Genomic DNA, 15421 nt, shown 5'->3' with positions numbered 1-15421 from the left:
TAGCCGCCATGGCAAAGCGCATTCACAGGATCATCGCCGCCGCCCTGCTGGCGTTTCCGACGCTGGTGGCGACACCGCAGGTCGTGCAGAGCCGCCCGCCGGTATCGCTGCAGGACCCGCGCGACATCGAAATCCAGAGCCGCGTGGCCGCGATCGTCGCGCAAGGGCGCGGGCGTATCGGCGTCGCCGCGATGGACCTCGATGGCGGCGGGCAGGTGCTAGTCAACGGCGACATGCCCTTCCCCATGGCGAGCACCGCCAAGATCGCGGTTTCGGCGACCATGCTCGAAGCGGTCGAGCAAGGCCGGTTGCGGCTCGACCAACCGATGCCGATGATGGTGCCGGTGTTGCAGCCCGCCAGCGCGCGCAGCACCGAAGCGCCCTTGCGTCCCGGGCAGGTGCTGACCCTGCAGGGGCTGATGGAACTGTCGATCACCCGCAGCCATAACGAGGCGACCGATGGCCTGATCAGCGCCGTGGGCGGCGTGCAGGCGGTGAACGCCTGGCTGACCAGCAAGGGCATCGTCGGCCAGCGGCTCGACCATACGATGGCGACGCTGGTGCGCGACGATGGCCGGGTCAATCCGGCAACCACCGTGACCACCCGCACCAGCAGCACGCCGCGCGCGATGCTGGCGCTGCTCGCCGCGATCGACCGCGGCAACGCGCTTTCGCCGCAGAGCCGCGCGGTGCTGCTCGACACCATGACCCGCACCAGCACGGGCAAGAACCGGATCCGCGCAGGGCTGCCCGCAGGCACGCTGGTGGCGCACAAGACGGGCACGCTGGCGGGAGTCACCGACGATGTCGGCATCGTGCGCCTGCCCGATGGCCGCCATCTGGCCATGGTGGTGTTCGTGACCGGGCCGGAGGGCCACACCGCCCACGCCGGGCTGATCGCCCAGATCGCCCGCACGCTCTACGAAGGGTACAGCGAACCGATCACGCGCGGAACACAGGACATCGCGCGCCGCTGATTGCGGCCACCACGCTCGGCGGAAACAGGAAAGGGCGCCCGTGCGGCGCCCTTTTTCGTGCGTCACGCCCGCATCGCAGGCTGACGCGAAAAGGGGCACGGACGCGCGCGCATCCATGCCCCTCTATCCGTAACCTGCCCTTGCGGGCGGGGATTACATCTTCGCGGCTTCGCTCGCGCTGGCAGCGGCGTCCGAGGCCGAGGCCGAGGCGTCAGCAGCGGCGCCCGAGGCGTCAGCAGCGGCGTCCGAAGCGTCAGCAGCAGCTTCAGTGGCGGCTTCAGTGGCTTCCGGAGCCTTTTCCGAGCAGCCGGCGAGGGCGAAGGCGGTGCCGGCGACAGCGGCGAGGATGAGCTTGCGCATGCGTTACAATCCCTGGATTGAAGTGAACCGCGCCGGGCAAGCAGCCCGCCGCAAAGCCTACTCTGGCGGTAGACTTCCCGCCCCAATTAATCGGCAATTCATCGGCTTGCAAGCGTTCAACGTATGCGCGATCACGGGGCGCTTCCATCTGTTGGAGCCGCAAGGCTTTTTTAAGCGCGCGGAACGACCCGAAAACCCGCGCCGAAACGGCCTGCAGATGCGGTAAAGCGTGGGCTTTCGCCATCATCGCGGCACAATGCGTCGTCATGCGCAGGGCAAGCGGCGACAGCGCTTTGCCAAGGGCGCGCCAGCCGCTACATCGCTGCCCATGGACAGCGCCGCCCCCGAAAAAGCCCCCCATCGCCACCTCTACCTCGTCGACGGGTCGGCTTATATCTTCCGCGCCTATCACCGCCTGCCACCGCTGACGAACCCGAAGGGCGTGCCGGTCGGCGCGGTCTATGGCTACACCACCATGCTGTGGAAACTGGCCGAGGACCTGCACAAGGCCGATGGCCCGACGCATCTGGCGGTGATTCTCGACAAGGGCTCGACCACGTTCCGCAATGCGCTCTACGACCAGTACAAGGCCAATCGCCCGCCCCCGCCCGAAGACCTGGTGCCGCAGTTCCCGCTGATCCGCGACGCCACGCGCGCGTTCAGCCTGGCCTGCATCGAGGAGGACGATCTCGAGGCCGACGACCTGATCGCCTCCTATGCCCGCGCCGCGACCGCGCAGGGGTGGGACGTGACGATCGTATCGTCGGACAAGGACCTGATGCAGCTTGTGGGCAAGTGCGGGATCGGCGGCGGCTGCGTCGACATGCTCGACACGATGAAGAACCAGCGTATCGACATTCCCGAGGTGATCGAAAAGTTCGGCGTGCCGCCGGAAAAGGTCGGCGACGTGCTGGCGCTGATGGGCGATGCGGTCGACAACGTGCCCGGCATCCGCGGCATCGGCCCCAAGACCGCGACCAAGCTGATCCAGGAACACGGCGACCTCGAATCGGCGCTCGCCGCCGCGCCGGGGATGAAGGCGGGCAAGCTGCGCGAGAGCCTGATCGAGCAGGCCGACATGGCGCGCCTGTCGCGCGTGCTCGTCGCGCTCAAGGAAGATTGCGCGCTGCCGCTGCCGCTCGAGGATTTCGAGTTGAAGGCGATTCCCCCCGATCCGCTGGCCGCGTTCCTCACCGAACACGGCTTCACCAGCCTGTTGCGCAAGCTCGGCACGCCCGCGCCCGCCGCTGCGCCCACCGCGCCGGGCGACACGCCCGCGCCAGCGCCGCCGCAGGACGCCAACCGCCAGTCGCTGCCCGCATGGCCTGCTTTCGAACTCGGCAGCTATGCCTGTGTCCAGTCGATGAGCGAGCTGGAGCAGTGGATTGCCCGCGCCTTCGCCGCGCGCGTTGTGGCAGTCGATACCGAAACCAGCGCGCTCGATTCGATGCGCGCCGATCTCGTCGGCGTCAGCCTCGCGCTCGGCCCGAACGATGCCTGCTACATTCCGCTCGGCCATGGCGGCACCGACATGTTCGCCGAAAAGCCCCTGCAGATCGACCGGGCAGAGGCGCTGGCCGCGCTCAAACCGCTGCTCGAAAGCGATGCGGTGCTGAAGGTCGGGCAGAACGTGAAGTACGACATCACGATTCTGGCCCGATACGGCATCACCACGGCGCCGATCGACGACACCATGGTGATGAGCTTCTGCCTCGATGCTGGGCGCAGCGAGACGGGCCTGGCCGGGCACGGCATGGACGAACTGGCCGAAAGGCATCTCGGCCATACCACGATGACGTTCAAGGACCTGTGCGGCACGGGCAAGAAGGCGATCTCCTTCGCCGAAGTGCCGCTGGCCGACGCCACCCGTTATGCCGCCGAGGACGCCGACGTCACCTGGCGGCTGCACCGCCTGTTCGCCCCGCGCCTGTCCGACGAGGGCGGCACGCGCGTCTACCAGACCGTGGATCGCCCGCTGGTGCCGGTGGTCGCGCAGATGGAGCGGCACGGCATCAAGGTCGATCGCGACCGCCTCGCCGCGCTTTCCACCGAGTTCGCAGGCAAGATCGCCGAACTGGAAGGCGTGATCCACGAAAAGGCCGGCGGTCCCTTCACCATCGGCAGCCCCAAGCAGCTGGGCGACGTGCTGTTTGACAAGCTGGGCTACAAGGGCGGCAAGAAGGGCAAGAGCGGCCAGTATTCGACCGACCAGTCGGTGCTCGAAACGCTCGCCGGGCAGGGCGCGGAAGTGGCGACGCTGGTGTTGGAATGGCGCCAGCTGTCCAAGCTCAAGTCCACCTACACCGATGCGTTGCAGGCAGCGATCAACCCGGCGACCGGCCGCGTCCACACCAGCTACAGCCTGGTCGGCGCGCAGACCGGGCGGCTGTCCTCCAACGATCCCAACCTGCAGAACATCCCGATCCGCACCGAGATCGGCCGCCAGATCCGCGACGCCTTCGTGGCGGAACCCGGCAACGTGCTGCTGGCGGCGGACTACAGCCAGATCGAGCTGCGCCTTGCCGCGCACATGGCCGACGTGCCCGCGCTGAGGGACGCCTTCGCCGCCGGCGAGGACATCCACGCGCGCACCGCGATGGAAATGTTCGGCACGGTCGACCGCGACACGCGCGGACGCGCCAAGACCATCAACTTCGCCATCCTCTACGGTATCAGCCGCTGGGGGCTGGCCGGGCGCCTCGGCTGCACCGCCGAAGAGGCGCAAGGCATGATCGACCGCTACTTCGAGCGCTTCCCCGGCATCCAGCGCTACATCCACGATACGCTGGAGCAGGTGCGCGAGCGCGGCTATTCGGAAACGCTGTTCGGTCGCAAGACGTGGTTCCCGCGCATCAACTCCAAGAACCAGGCCGAGCGCCAGGGCAGCGAGCGCGCCGCCATCAATGCGCCGATCCAGGGCACCTGTGCGGACATCATCAAGCGCGCGATGGTGCGCATGAGCCCTGCGCTCGACGCGGCGGGGCTGGGGCCAAAGGACGGCAAGGGGGTGCGGATGCTGTTGCAGGTCCACGACGAACTGGTGTTCGAACTGCCGGAAGGCGACGTGGAACGGGCGCGCGGCGTGATCGAGGCGGTCATGGTGGGCGCGGCGGCCCCGGCGGTGATGCTGTCGGTGCCGCTCGGGGTGGAGATCGGCTCCGGCCCGTCATGGGGCGCGGCGCACTGATCGCCGAACCGGAACGGATGCGTCAGCGAATGTCGATCACCGCGAAGCGGGCGATGTCGCGCACGCTCAGCCACAGCGCCTGTTCGTTGGGCACCGAGTTGGTCAGGTCGTAGAACGCTGCTGCCGCATCGGGTGCCATGCCGCCCATCTCGCGGTAGAACTGCACGTACTTGCGGTTGACCGGCGAATCCGGCGCGAAGCTGGTCGGGCGCAGGCCATCCTCATCCAGCCAGGCATGGACCGCGAAGGTGGCATCGGCCGCGGCGGTGCGGCGCACGCCCGCCAGGAACAGGTCCACCGCGCCTGACCGGACCGAACCGCCGGGCGGCACGTCGGTGGCAAGGCCGCGCTCGTGGATCATGCGCCCCAGCACGAGATTGGCGTTGTCGTCCAGCGTTCCGGGGCAATCGCGGAATTCGAGCACGCGGATCGTCGGGAAGGAGGCCATCATCCGGACGAAGTGGCGCGGCGCGCTGGTGTCGGTTTCACGCACGAGCATCGCGCGCGTCCTGTCGATGACGAGGAACGGGCCGAACTGCGCGATCGGCACCTGCGCCTGCCCGGACCAGGCATCGATATAGCGGCTGTGCAGGTTGACCAGCCGGTCGCTGCGGGCGGCCGGTGCATGACCACCGTCGCGGGCGAACCCCGCCCCCGGACACGTGGCGGCGAATACCATCGCCCCAAGGGCATGAAGGATATTTCGGGCAAGATTGAAGGAGATGCGGGACATGCCCGACCCTTCCGTCCCAAGTTCTTGCGAAGTCGGAACGAGCCAAGGTTAGCGCATCTTAGGGCTCCCTCTCCTTCATCAATTAACCATCGTATTGCGCCATTTTGGCGGGATTGGCTTCCCTGCCGACCCATCATCCGTAAGAACACGTATATCCGCGCAAAGCGGGTCTGTGAGGGGCAAGCCGGGGTTTCATGGTCGCGCTGGTATCGACGGTCGCCTATCTGGGACTCGAGGCGCGCAGCGTCGAAGTGCAATGCCAGATCGCCCCGGGCGTACCGGCATTCCGCGTCGTCGGCCTGCCCGACAAGGCGGTCGGCGAAAGCCGCGAGCGGGTCCATTCCGCGCTCGCCGCGCTGGGGCTGGCCCTGCCGCCCAAGCGCATAACGGTCAACCTCGCCCCCGCCGACCTGCCCAAGGAGGGTTCGCACTACGACCTGCCGATCGCGCTGGCGCTGCTCGCCGCGATGGGCGTGGTCGATCGCGAGGCGCTGGCCGATCTGGTCGCCGTGGGCGAACTGGCGCTCGACGGGCGGGTCATCGCCAGCCCCGGCGTGCTGCTTGCAGCGCTCCATGCCAGCACGGCGAACAAGGGCCTGATCTGCCCGGCAGCGCAAGGAACCGAGGCCGCCTGGGCCAGCGGGATCGAGGTGATCGCCGCGCCCGATCTGGTCGGCCTGCTCAACCACCTCAAGGGCACGCAGCGCCTCGCGCCGCCCGCGGCCGGCGAAGCCGAACCGCCGCGCCGCATGGCCGATCTGCGGCAGGTCAAGGGGCAGGAAGTGGCGCGCCGCGCGCTCGAAATCGCCGCGGCAGGCGGGCACAACCTGCTGATGGTGGGCCCGCCCGGTGCGGGCAAGTCGCTGCTCGCCTCGTGCCTGCCCGGCATCCTGCCCGACCTGACCGCGTCCGAAGCGCTTGAAGTATCGATGGTCGCCTCGGTCGCCGGTCTGCTCGAGGACGGCCGGATCAGCCGCGCCCGCCCGTTCCGCGCGCCCCATCATTCCGCCTCGATGGCCGCGCTGACCGGCGGGGGCCTGCGCGTGCGACCGGGCGAAGTCAGCCTCGCGCACCTGGGCGTGCTGTTCCTCGACGAACTGCCCGAATTCCAGCGCGCGGTGCTCGATTCGCTGCGCCAGCCACTCGAATCCGGCGAAGTTACCGTGGCGCGCGCCAATGCCCACGTCACCTTCCCCGCGCGCGTGCAATTGATCGCGGCGATGAACCCGTGCCGCTGCGGGCACCTCGGCGATCCCGCGCTCGGCTGCAGCCGCGCCCCGCGCTGCGCGGGCGATTATCAGGCCAAGGTCTCCGGCCCCCTGCTCGATCGCATCGACCTGCACGTCGAGGTCGATGCCGTCTCTGCCGCCGACCTCGCGCTGCCGCCGCCCGCGGAAGGGTCGGCAGAGGTCGCCGCGCGCGTCGCTGCCGTGCGCGCCGTGCAGACGCGGCGGCTCGAAGGCACCGGACGGCGCAACAACGCCGAACTCGACGGCGACCTGCTCGATCGCTTCGCCACGCCCGACGAGCCTGCGCGCAGGCTGCTGGCGCAGGCCGCCGAAACGATGCGCCTGTCCGCGCGCGGCTATACGCGCATCCTGCGCGTCAGCCGAACCATCGCCGACATGGCGGGCGCACAGACGGTGGGCCGGTCTCATATCGCCGAAGCACTCAGCTACCGGCGCACCCCGCCACGGGCCTGAGCCGTTGCATCGCCGATGGTCGCAGTCCGGTCCTTCCTGCTATTGACCGCCCATCCGGCCCTCCATATCAGTCGCGCCGTTCTGGAGAAGCCTTTGCCGGAACTTGCAGGAAACGACCGATGCTGCCGTCCGATCGCGCTTCTTCCCCGACTGCACAGGACGCTTCAGCCCTGCCCCTGCCGATCGTGGTCCGGCAGCTCGGCTTCACGCCGGGCACGAAGGCGGCGCCTTCGCCCGACTACAACGTGTTCACGCCGCGCGCGGATATCGAGCCCTACACGCTGACGCTGCCCGTCGCCTGGAGCGCGGATCCGTTCCACGATCGCAACTGGTGCGCGCAGCTGCACATGTTCCGCATGACCGAAGGCCACCTGATCGCCTTCGAGAAGACCGGCGACGCGCGGTTCCTGCGCTGGCCGCTGGAACTGCTGCTCGACTGGCGTCAGTTCCACATCGTCAACAAGAAGAAGAACAAGTACGCCTGGGCCGACAAGGTGACCGGCCACCGCGCCGCAACGCTCGCCTATATCATGGGCGCAGCACAAGTGCGCCAGGGCATCGCCACGCACGAAGAGCAGGAAGTGCTGCGCACGCTGGCCGAAGAACATGTCCGCCAGATCCTGCACGTCATTCCCGTCCGGCTGACCAACCACACCTTCGACGATCTGGTGGGCGTGCGCGCGCTGGCCGAAGTCCTGCCCGAGCAGGACCGTCCCGAAATCCACGCCTTCGTCAAGAAGACGCTCCAGGCGCTGCTGCGTAGCCAGTTCACCGACGACGGGCTGCACAAGGAAAACTCGCCGGGCTACCAGGTCTACGCCAGCATGAAGCTGCGCCAGCTGATGGCCGCGCGCTGGTTCGAGGAATACCAGGACATCGCAGGGCTGCTCAAGAAGAGCGAGGCGATCGAGCGCTGGTTCCGCACGCCCGACAACCGGATCGTGATGGTGGGCGATACCAACGGCCATGTCTCCGGCCCGCCGAGCGCGGAAGCCCCGCGCGAGACCGGGCTGTTCCAGACTGGCGGCTATGTCATCCGCCGCGACCGCGACGCCACTGCAGCTGCCGCAGCCGCAGCCCATCCGGCAACGCTGGCCGACACGAACGCGCTCCCTGCGGACGGGGCCGATGCAGACACGTCCGACGAGGACATGGCCGAGGAAGCCATGGCCGATGCGAATCCCGCCGGTTCGGGCACGGCGGCAGCGGCAGCAACCAGCCCCGCCCTCACCGAAGCCATCCCGCCCAACGCCTATTTCCTGCTGATGGGCAGCGCCCAATCGGCGGTGCACAAGCACAACGACGACTTGTCCTACGTCTGGTACGACGGCGTCGAGATCGTGCGCGAGACGGGCAAGTTCGCCTACAAGACCGACCCGATGCGCACCTATGCCATTTCGGCGCGCGCACACAACACGATCGAGCTGGACGGGCGCGATCCCTGGCCGCCGCTGACCGAACCCTATCCCCCCTATGGCAATGCCATCCGCAAGGTCGATGAACGCGACGGCTGCACGCTGATCTGCGCCTCGGTGCGCCAAACGCGGCTCGGCATCATCCATGCCCGCACGGTCCTCTACCGGCCGGGGCACTTCGTGCTGACGGTCGATCTGGTCAGGGACATCACCGCGCGCAACGCAGCGCCCGATGCACCCGACGATACGGGCAAGGACGCCGGCAGCGACGCGGCCAGCAACACGGCCAGCAAGACAGGCAGCCAACCCGGTGATGCCGTCGCCGCGCCGGGATCGGCCACGCGCCCGCTGATCCAGTGGACCCACTTCGCCACCGACATCAAGCTGCGCCCCAAGGGCAACATGCTGTTCGAGGCCCGCCTTTCCGATGGTCGCCAACTGGCCGTGGGCCTCGCCTCGGACCAGCCGAACGCCAGCGCAGAAGTGATCCGTGGCCAGACCGAGCCACGCATCCAGGGCTGGACCAGTACCGCCTATGCCAAGATGACCCGCAACGATGCGCTGGGCCTGACCCACCAGCACGCGGGGCTAACCCACATGGCATCGCTGGTGGCGATCGATGGCCGCATCCGCAAGTTGACGTGGACCACCAATGAGCGCCTGCGCGTCGTGCTCGACGACGAGATCATCACGATCACCCCGCACGGCGGGCGGCGCGAAGCAAGCTGGCGCATCGACCCCAAGGTCTGACCGGCCAGGCGCATGGCCTGCTGGTGCGGACGGCGGGACTCGAACCCGCACGAGCAAAGCTCAAGGGATTTTAAGTCCCCGGCGTCTACCATTCCGCCACGTCCGCTTGCAGAGGCTTGCGTGCGGCGATTGCACAGGCAGCCGTCCCCGGCAAGTCGCTTGCCGGGCGGGCAGTGGCTGCCGGGTCGTCAGCGCCTTATTCGGTGTTCAGGCGCTGGCGCATTTCCTTGCCGGGCTTGAAATAGGGCACGCGCTTGCCCGGCACTTCGACGGTATCGCCGGTGCGCGGGTTGCGACCCTTGCGCGCTTCGCGCTCACGGGTCGAAAACGCGCCGAAGCCGCGCAGTTCGACACGCCCGCCTTCGGCCAGGCGCTTGCCCACTTCATCGAAGAACACGTCGACGACGCGCTCGATTTCCTCTGCGCGCATGCCCGGGCTTTCCTTGGCCAGCGCCTGCAAGAGTTCGGATCTGATCATCCGGTTGTTTCCCTCCGCGGGTGCCAAAAAAGACACCCCCCTCGATCCCAAGACAATTCGCGCCGCCCTTGACCCCCGTCCGGGCGAACAGCAGCAAAAGATTGCCAGATCGCGATATGGAGTACAACTTAACTTATGGCATAGTATCGGCTCCGAAAGGGCCAAATGTCCGGTTCTGGACGCTTTTTTCGGGCTGGCGGGCACTACAGGTCAGGTCGGCAGCGGTTTTCGTCACATCCGGTGCCTGGGCGCGTCACCTGCCATCGACCAGCGGGCAAGATTGTTGCACGGCGGCGGCGCTGGCGACTGCAATCCTTTCGCGCCCGGTCCCGCCCGCCGCAGGATCTGGCGAACAGGTTGCAGTCGCAATCGGATTCTTCCCAAACCCCGCATTGCCGCTACTATGTCACGCTTTGCGGCGCCGCGCCGAAGAGCTGCGGGCCATGCCGGAACGAGGACGGGGAGCATATCACCTGATGACAGCGACTAGCGAACAGGGTTCGGCCGACCATGGCTGGTTCGGCCACCCGCGACAACTCGCGCGGCTGTTCACCACCGAGATGTGGGAACGCTTTGGCTACTACGGGATGCGCGCGCTGCTGACGCTGTACCTGACCAAGCACTTCCTGTTCAGCGACAGCACCACGACCGGCCTTTACGGCGGCTTCACCGCGCTGGTGTACCTGACGCCGCTGGTCGGCGGGCTGCTCGCCGACCGCTACCTCGGCTCGAAGCGATCGGTGAAGTTCGGCGCGCTGATGATGGCGGCGGGCTACTTCATCCTGTGCTTCGGCGGCGAGACGGCCAAGCCGCACGCGGTGATCGAAGGCCAGCGCTACGAAGTGGTCGAGGAGAACACGCTCGACCGCCCCACCTCCACCGGCCTTGAAAAGCGCTATGTCGTGGATGGCGCGCAGAAACTGCTGATCAAGGGCAACGAGGACGGCACCGTCTCGCTGCTCGCCCCCGATGGCAGCGTGGCGCGCGCCGTGCCCAAGGGCGGGTTCGAATCCGCAGGCACACGCTCCTCGGCCTTCACGCTGCTGCTGCTCGTCGGCCTGTCGCTGATCACGGTGGGCAACGGCTTCTTCAAGCCTAACATCTCGACCATGGTGGGCGAGCTTTACCCCAAGGGCGATACCCGCAAGGATGCGGGCTTCACCATCTTCTACATGGGCATCAACCTGGGCTCGCTGTTCTCGCAGCTGCTGTGCCCGTTGCTGGCCGATACCGTGGGCTGGTGGGCAGGGTTCGGCCTCGCCGCGATCGGCATGGTGTTTTCTTGGAGCCTGATCCAGTTCGATGGCGGGCGCCTGTCGGGCTATGGCGAGCCGCCTGCCGGGCAGACCAAGGACCGCGGCCTGCTGATTTTCCTCGGCGCGGCGATCGCGGTGCCGGTGGTGCTGTTCCTGTTCCAGAACCTGATGAGCGCGACGCCTGCCGCCGAAGGCGCCGGGCTGCTGGGCTATGTCCTGGCGCTGCCGCTGATGGGCAAGCTGCTGTTCGGCACGTTCATCCTCGGGGTGCCGGTGATCCTGTTCTATGCCTGGAAGGAAGGCAGCAAGGTCGAATTCCAGATGATGGTCGCGGCCATGGTGCTGATCGTGTTCAACACCGTGTTCTGGACGCTGTTCGAACAGGCGGGTTCGTCGCTGACGCTGTTCGCCGACCGCAACACCGACCTGTCGATCTTCGGCCTGTTCTCGATCTCGGCCGGGCAGACCCAGTTCTTCAACGCGATCTTCATCGTCATGCTCGCGCCGCTGATGTCGATCCTGTGGGCGACGATGGGCAAGCGCGGGATCGAACCCAGCATCCCGGTCAAGTTCGGCGTGGCGCTGGCGGGCGTGGGCGCGGGCTTCCTGTTCCTGGTGTGGGGCGCGCAGTTCGCCGGGCCTGACTTCAAGGTCTCGATCTGGTGGCTCGCCGGGCTCTACCTGATCCACTCGATCGCCGAGCTGTGCATTTCGCCGGTCGGCCTGTCGATGATCACCAAGCTGAGCCTTGCGCGCATCGTCGGGCTGATGATGGGCGTTTGGTTCCTCTCGATCTCGGTCGCGCAGTACGTCGCAGGGATCGTCGCGCAGGTGGCAAGCGTCGAGACCGTGGGCGGACAGGTGACCAACCTCAAGCGCAGCCTCGACACCTATACCGCCGTGTTCAGCACGATCGGCTGGGTCGCGGTCGCCATCGGCGTGCTGCTGCTGCTGCTGGCCGTGCCGCTGCGCCGTCTGATGCATGGCGTGAAGTAAGGGGGCTGACACGATGACCACGCGACCTTTCGGAAAGCTAGCCGCGCACGCACTGGCGGGCCTCGCGCTCGCGCTGTCCGCCACGGCAGGCTTGGCCAAGCCCAAGCAGACCGACGAGAGCTACCAGCTCAAGGACAACCCGTACCCCTCGACGTACAAGCCCTATCCGGGCGAGGCGATCGCGATCGTCGGCGCGACCGTCTATGACGGCACCGGGCAGCGGATCGACAACGGCACCGTGCTGGTTTCGGGCGGCAAGGTCGAGGCGGTCGGCGGCGCCGATCTCGCCGTGCCGCGAAGCTATCGCCGCATCGACGGCGCGGGCAAGTTCGTGACGCCGGGCGTGATCGACATCCACAGCCACCTCGGCGTCTATCCCAGCCCCGGCGTGCAGGCCCATTCCGACGGCAACGAGGCGACCAGCCCGACCACGCCCGAAGTCTGGGCGGAACATTCGGTCTGGCCGCAGGATCCCGGCTTCACCCGCGCGCTGGCCAATGGCGGCGTCACGTCGCTGCAGATCCTGCCCGGCTCGGCCAACCTGATGGGCGGGCGCTCGGTCGTGCTCAAGAACGTGCCCAGCCGCACCGTGCAGGGCATGAAGTTCCCCGACGCGCCCTATGGCCTGAAGATGGCCTGCGGCGAGAACCCCAAGCGCGTCTATGGCGAGCGCAACCAGATGCCGTCCACCCGCATGGGCAACTTCGCGGTCGACCGGCAGACCTGGATCAAGGCCGCCGAATACAAGAAGAAGCGCGATGCGGGTAAGCTCGATTCGCGCGACCTCGCCATGGAGACGCTGGCCGACGTGCTGGCGGGGAAGATCCTCGTCCAGAACCACTGCTACCGCGCAGACGAAATGGCGCTGGTGATCGATATGGCCAAGGAATTCGGCTACAAGGTCAGTGCCTTCCACCACGCGGTCGAGGCTTACAAGATCGGCGACCTGCTCAAGCAGAACGGCATCTGCGCCGCGATCTGGGCCGATTGGTGGGGCTTCAAGATGGAAGCCTATGACGGCATCCCCGAAAACGCCGCGCTGCTCGCTGATGCAGGCGCCTGCGTGATCATCCATTCCGACGACGAGTACGGCATCCAGCGGCTGAACCAGGAAGCGGCCAAGGCGCAGGGCGATGGCCGCCGCATCGGCATCCGGATTCCCGACGAACAGGTCATCTCGTGGTTCACGCTGAACCCGGCCCGGGCGCTCGGCATAGACGGCATGACCGGCAGCCTGACACCCGGCAAGATGGGCGACGTGGTGCTGTGGAACGGCAATCCGCTGTCGGTCTATGCACGGCCCGAAAAGGTCTGGGTCGATGGCGCGTTGCTCTATGACGCGATGGACCGCACGCGCCGCCCGGTGACCGATTTCGAACTTGGCCAGCCCGGCGAAGGAGACGTGAAGTGAAGGCCCGCACCCTTATCCGCAGCACGATCGCGCTGCTCGCGGCGTCGGTCTCGGTCCCTGCGCTGGCCCAATCATCGCCGCAACAGGCAGAGGATTTCGCGATTACCAACGCCACTGTCGCGATCGGCGACGGCAGCGCGCCGATCGCGAACGGCACGGTCGTCGTGCGCGGTGGCAAGGTCGTCGCCGCAGGCGCGGGCGTGGCCGTGCCCGCTGGCGTCAAGGTGATCGACGGCGCGGGCAAGTGGGTCACGCCCGGCCTTGTCAGCGCGGTCACCGACCTCGGCCTCGTCGATGTCGGCGCGGTCGACGAAAGCAACGACGATTATGCCGAAAAGGCGGGCTTCAACGCCGCGCTCGATGTGTCCGCCGCGATCGATCCCGACGCCACGCCGATCGGCGTGAGCCGTGCGGGCGGCGTCACCCGCGCCGCCGTCGCGCCGATGGCGGCCAACGCGATCTTCGCAGGGCAGGGCGCGATCATCGACCTTGGCACGGATGCCAACCCGGTCAATCGCCCCCGCGCCTTCCAGTTCGTCGAACTGGGCGAACGCGGGGCGGACCTTGCAGGCGGCAGCCGCGTCGCGGCGCAGGCGGTGCTGCGCAATGCCCTGCGCGAAGCGGCCGACTTCGACCGTCGCACCGGCATTTCGAAGATCGGCGGGGGGAAGATCGGCGCGGGCAAGGGCGCACCCGCAACGACCGGAGACGACATCCCGCTGGATCCGCGCATGGCGCAGACCGCGCAGGGGCGCGCCGACGACGGCCTGCTCACGCGCTTCGACGCCGCCGCCCTGATCCCGGTCGTCACCGGCAGGCAGCCGCTTTACGTCCATGTGGAACGCGCGGCAGACATCCGGCAGGTCCTGCGGCTCAAGAGCGAATTTCCGGCGCTGAAGCTGGTGATCGTCGGCGCGGCGGAAGGCTGGCGCGTCGCGCACGAGATCGCCGCCGCGGGCGTGCCCGTGCTGGCCAGCGCGATGACGGACCTGCCGGGCCGCTTCGAAACGCTCGGCGCGACGCAGTCCAACGTCGGCCGGATGCAGGCGGCAGGGGTCAAGGTGGGCCTGGGCGGCTTCTTCGACAACGACCAGCCGCGCTACGCCCCGCAATATGCAGGCAACCTCGTCGCCGTCGGGCGGATGCCGGGCGCCACCGGGTTGAGCTGGGGCCAGGCGCTCGCCGCGATCACCTCGGTTCCGGCTGACATCCTGGGCGAGGCCACCCATTTCGGCAGCCTCAAGCCCGGCCTTGCCGCCGATGTCGTGATATGGGACGGCGATCCGCTCGAAGTAGCGTCCGGTCCGGTTGCGATCTATGTCGACGGGGTCGCGCAGAACATGGTAAATCATCAGACAAGACTGCGGGACCGATACAGAACTCCGCAGGAAGGATCACTGCCGAAGGCCTATCAATAAGGCCTCGGCATGACCGCCTCGCAGAGGGCGGCAGCAAGGGGGCACGATGGAACTGATCTGGCTGGCAGTCGCAATGGCTGCGTTTCTTGGAACGCACTTCGCCTTGTCCCATCCCCTGCGGCCTTTTCTGGTCAAACTGCTGAGCTTGCGGGGGTTTTTGGCGTTTTATTCGGTGGTGGCACTGGCCACCTTCGGCTGGATGGTGGTCGCATTCCACCGCACCCCGGCCGGAACACCGCTGTGGGACGGCATGGCGGCGCTGCCGTGGACGGTGTCGAGCCTGCTCACGCTCGTGGCGCTGGCGCTGTTCATGGCGTCGCTTGGCGGAAATCCGGCGCTGGCCGGGGCCCGCGTCCACGGCCTGTCCGCGCAGCTTCCGCGCGGCTTGTTCAAGATCACCCGCCATCCGATGATGATGGCCTTTGCGATCTGGGCGGTGTCGCACATGCTGGTCGCGCCGATCCCGCGCACCTTCATCCTGGCGGGCGGTATCGCGCTGCTGGCACTGCTGGGCTCGCACCTGCAGGATCGCAAGAAGAAGGAACTCCATGGCGGCGAATGGCGCGCCTGGATGAAGCGCACCTCGTTCTGGCCCGATCTTGCCCATGCGAAGGAGCTGGGTGTCTGGCTAGCCGCCGCCTCGTTCCCGTGGCTGGCGATCACCTGGCTGCACATGCCCCTTGCGCAGATTCCCGCCGGGATCTGGATGCTGGTACCGGCCCACGCGCTTTAATTAA

12 protein-coding genes and 1 tRNA gene are annotated in these 15421 nt (G+C 67.4%); 9 read left to right on the top strand and 4 right to left on the bottom strand.

Going from position 1 to position 15421, the window contains the following annotated elements:
* The first annotated feature begins 8 nt into the window (after window positions 1-8).
* The gene (locus tag K3A84_RS14775) at window positions 9-977 is read left to right on the top strand and encodes a serine hydrolase (RefSeq protein WP_225010113.1); all 969 of its coding nucleotides are present in this window, start codon (window positions 9-11) and stop codon (window positions 975-977) included.
* Window positions 978-1130: 153 nt separating this feature from the next.
* On the opposite strand, the gene K3A84_RS14770 is transcribed toward K3A84_RS14775, so the two are convergent.
* Window positions 1131-1337 (bottom strand): hypothetical protein, encoded by a 207-nt coding sequence (locus tag K3A84_RS14770; protein ID WP_225010112.1) that lies wholly within the window; start codon window positions 1335-1337, stop codon window positions 1131-1133.
* On the opposite strand from K3A84_RS14770, the gene K3A84_RS14765 reads away from it, so the two are divergent.
* Together K3A84_RS14765 and polA are read left to right on the top strand one after the other, a co-directional pair.
* Window positions 1336-1563: a hypothetical protein gene (locus tag K3A84_RS14765; RefSeq protein WP_225010111.1), complete on the top strand. Its 228-nt coding sequence runs from the start codon at window positions 1336-1338 to the stop codon at window positions 1561-1563. The genes K3A84_RS14770 and K3A84_RS14765 overlap by 2 nt on opposite strands.
* A gap of 102 nt (window positions 1564-1665) precedes the next feature.
* Window positions 1666-4524: a DNA polymerase I gene (gene polA / locus K3A84_RS14760; RefSeq protein ID WP_225010110.1), complete on the top strand. Its 2859-nt coding sequence runs from the start codon at window positions 1666-1668 to the stop codon at window positions 4522-4524.
* 22 nt (window positions 4525-4546) lie between these two features.
* Here the strand turns inward: polA and K3A84_RS14755 are convergent, their stop codons facing one another.
* A complete protein-coding gene (locus K3A84_RS14755) occupies window positions 4547-5257 on the bottom strand; it encodes a hypothetical protein (protein WP_225010109.1) in 711 nt (236 codons plus the stop codon).
* Window positions 5258-5451: 194 nt separating this feature from the next.
* On the opposite strand from K3A84_RS14755, the gene K3A84_RS14750 reads away from it, so the two are divergent.
* Together K3A84_RS14750 and K3A84_RS14745 are read left to right on the top strand one after the other, a co-directional pair.
* The gene (locus K3A84_RS14750; protein WP_225010108.1) at window positions 5452-6960 is read left to right on the top strand and encodes a YifB family Mg chelatase-like AAA ATPase; all 1509 of its coding nucleotides are present in this window, start codon (window positions 5452-5454) and stop codon (window positions 6958-6960) included.
* Window positions 6961-7079: 119 nt separating this feature from the next.
* Window positions 7080-9125 carry a heparinase II/III domain-containing protein gene (locus tag K3A84_RS14745; protein WP_225010107.1) on the top strand — a complete coding sequence of 682 codons (2046 nt, stop codon included), beginning with the start codon at window positions 7080-7082 and terminating at the stop codon, window positions 9123-9125.
* Window positions 9126-9146: 21 nt separating this feature from the next.
* Here the strand turns inward: K3A84_RS14745 and K3A84_RS14740 are convergent.
* Together K3A84_RS14740 and K3A84_RS14735 are read right to left on the bottom strand one after the other, a co-directional pair.
* A tRNA-Leu gene (locus tag K3A84_RS14740) sits at window positions 9147-9231 on the bottom strand.
* Window positions 9232-9321: 90 nt separating this feature from the next.
* The gene (locus K3A84_RS14735) at window positions 9322-9603 is read right to left on the bottom strand and encodes an integration host factor subunit beta (protein ID WP_225010106.1); all 282 of its coding nucleotides are present in this window, start codon (window positions 9601-9603) and stop codon (window positions 9322-9324) included.
* A 476-nt stretch (window positions 9604-10079) separates the two neighbouring features.
* On the opposite strand from K3A84_RS14735, the gene K3A84_RS14730 reads away from it, so the two are divergent.
* From K3A84_RS14730 to K3A84_RS14715, 4 genes are read left to right on the top strand one after another with little or no spacing between them, the layout of a single operon-like run.
* On the top strand, window positions 10080-11855 hold the full coding sequence (locus K3A84_RS14730; protein WP_225010105.1) for a peptide MFS transporter: 1776 nt from the start codon (window positions 10080-10082) through the stop codon (window positions 11853-11855).
* 13 nt (window positions 11856-11868) lie between these two features.
* Window positions 11869-13266, top strand: a complete 1398-nt coding sequence (locus K3A84_RS14725; protein WP_225010104.1) for an amidohydrolase — start codon at window positions 11869-11871, stop codon at window positions 13264-13266.
* Window positions 13263-14684, top strand: coding sequence for an amidohydrolase family protein (locus tag K3A84_RS14720; protein WP_225010103.1), 1422 nt, complete (start codon window positions 13263-13265; stop codon window positions 14682-14684). Before K3A84_RS14725 ends, K3A84_RS14720 begins: the two co-directional genes overlap by 4 nt.
* A 46-nt stretch (window positions 14685-14730) precedes the next feature.
* Entirely contained in the window at window positions 14731-15417 is a 687-nt protein-coding gene (locus K3A84_RS14715) for an NnrU family protein (RefSeq protein ID WP_225010102.1), read from the top strand.
* Window positions 15418-15421: the final 4 nt, after the last annotated feature.

The organism is Novosphingobium percolationis, assembly GCF_020179425.1.
Classification (GTDB): Bacteria; Pseudomonadota; Alphaproteobacteria; order Sphingomonadales; family Sphingomonadaceae; genus Novosphingobium; species Novosphingobium percolationis.
Note: the sequence above shows the minus strand (reverse complement) of the source record. Positions and strands in the feature narration are given on the sequence as shown.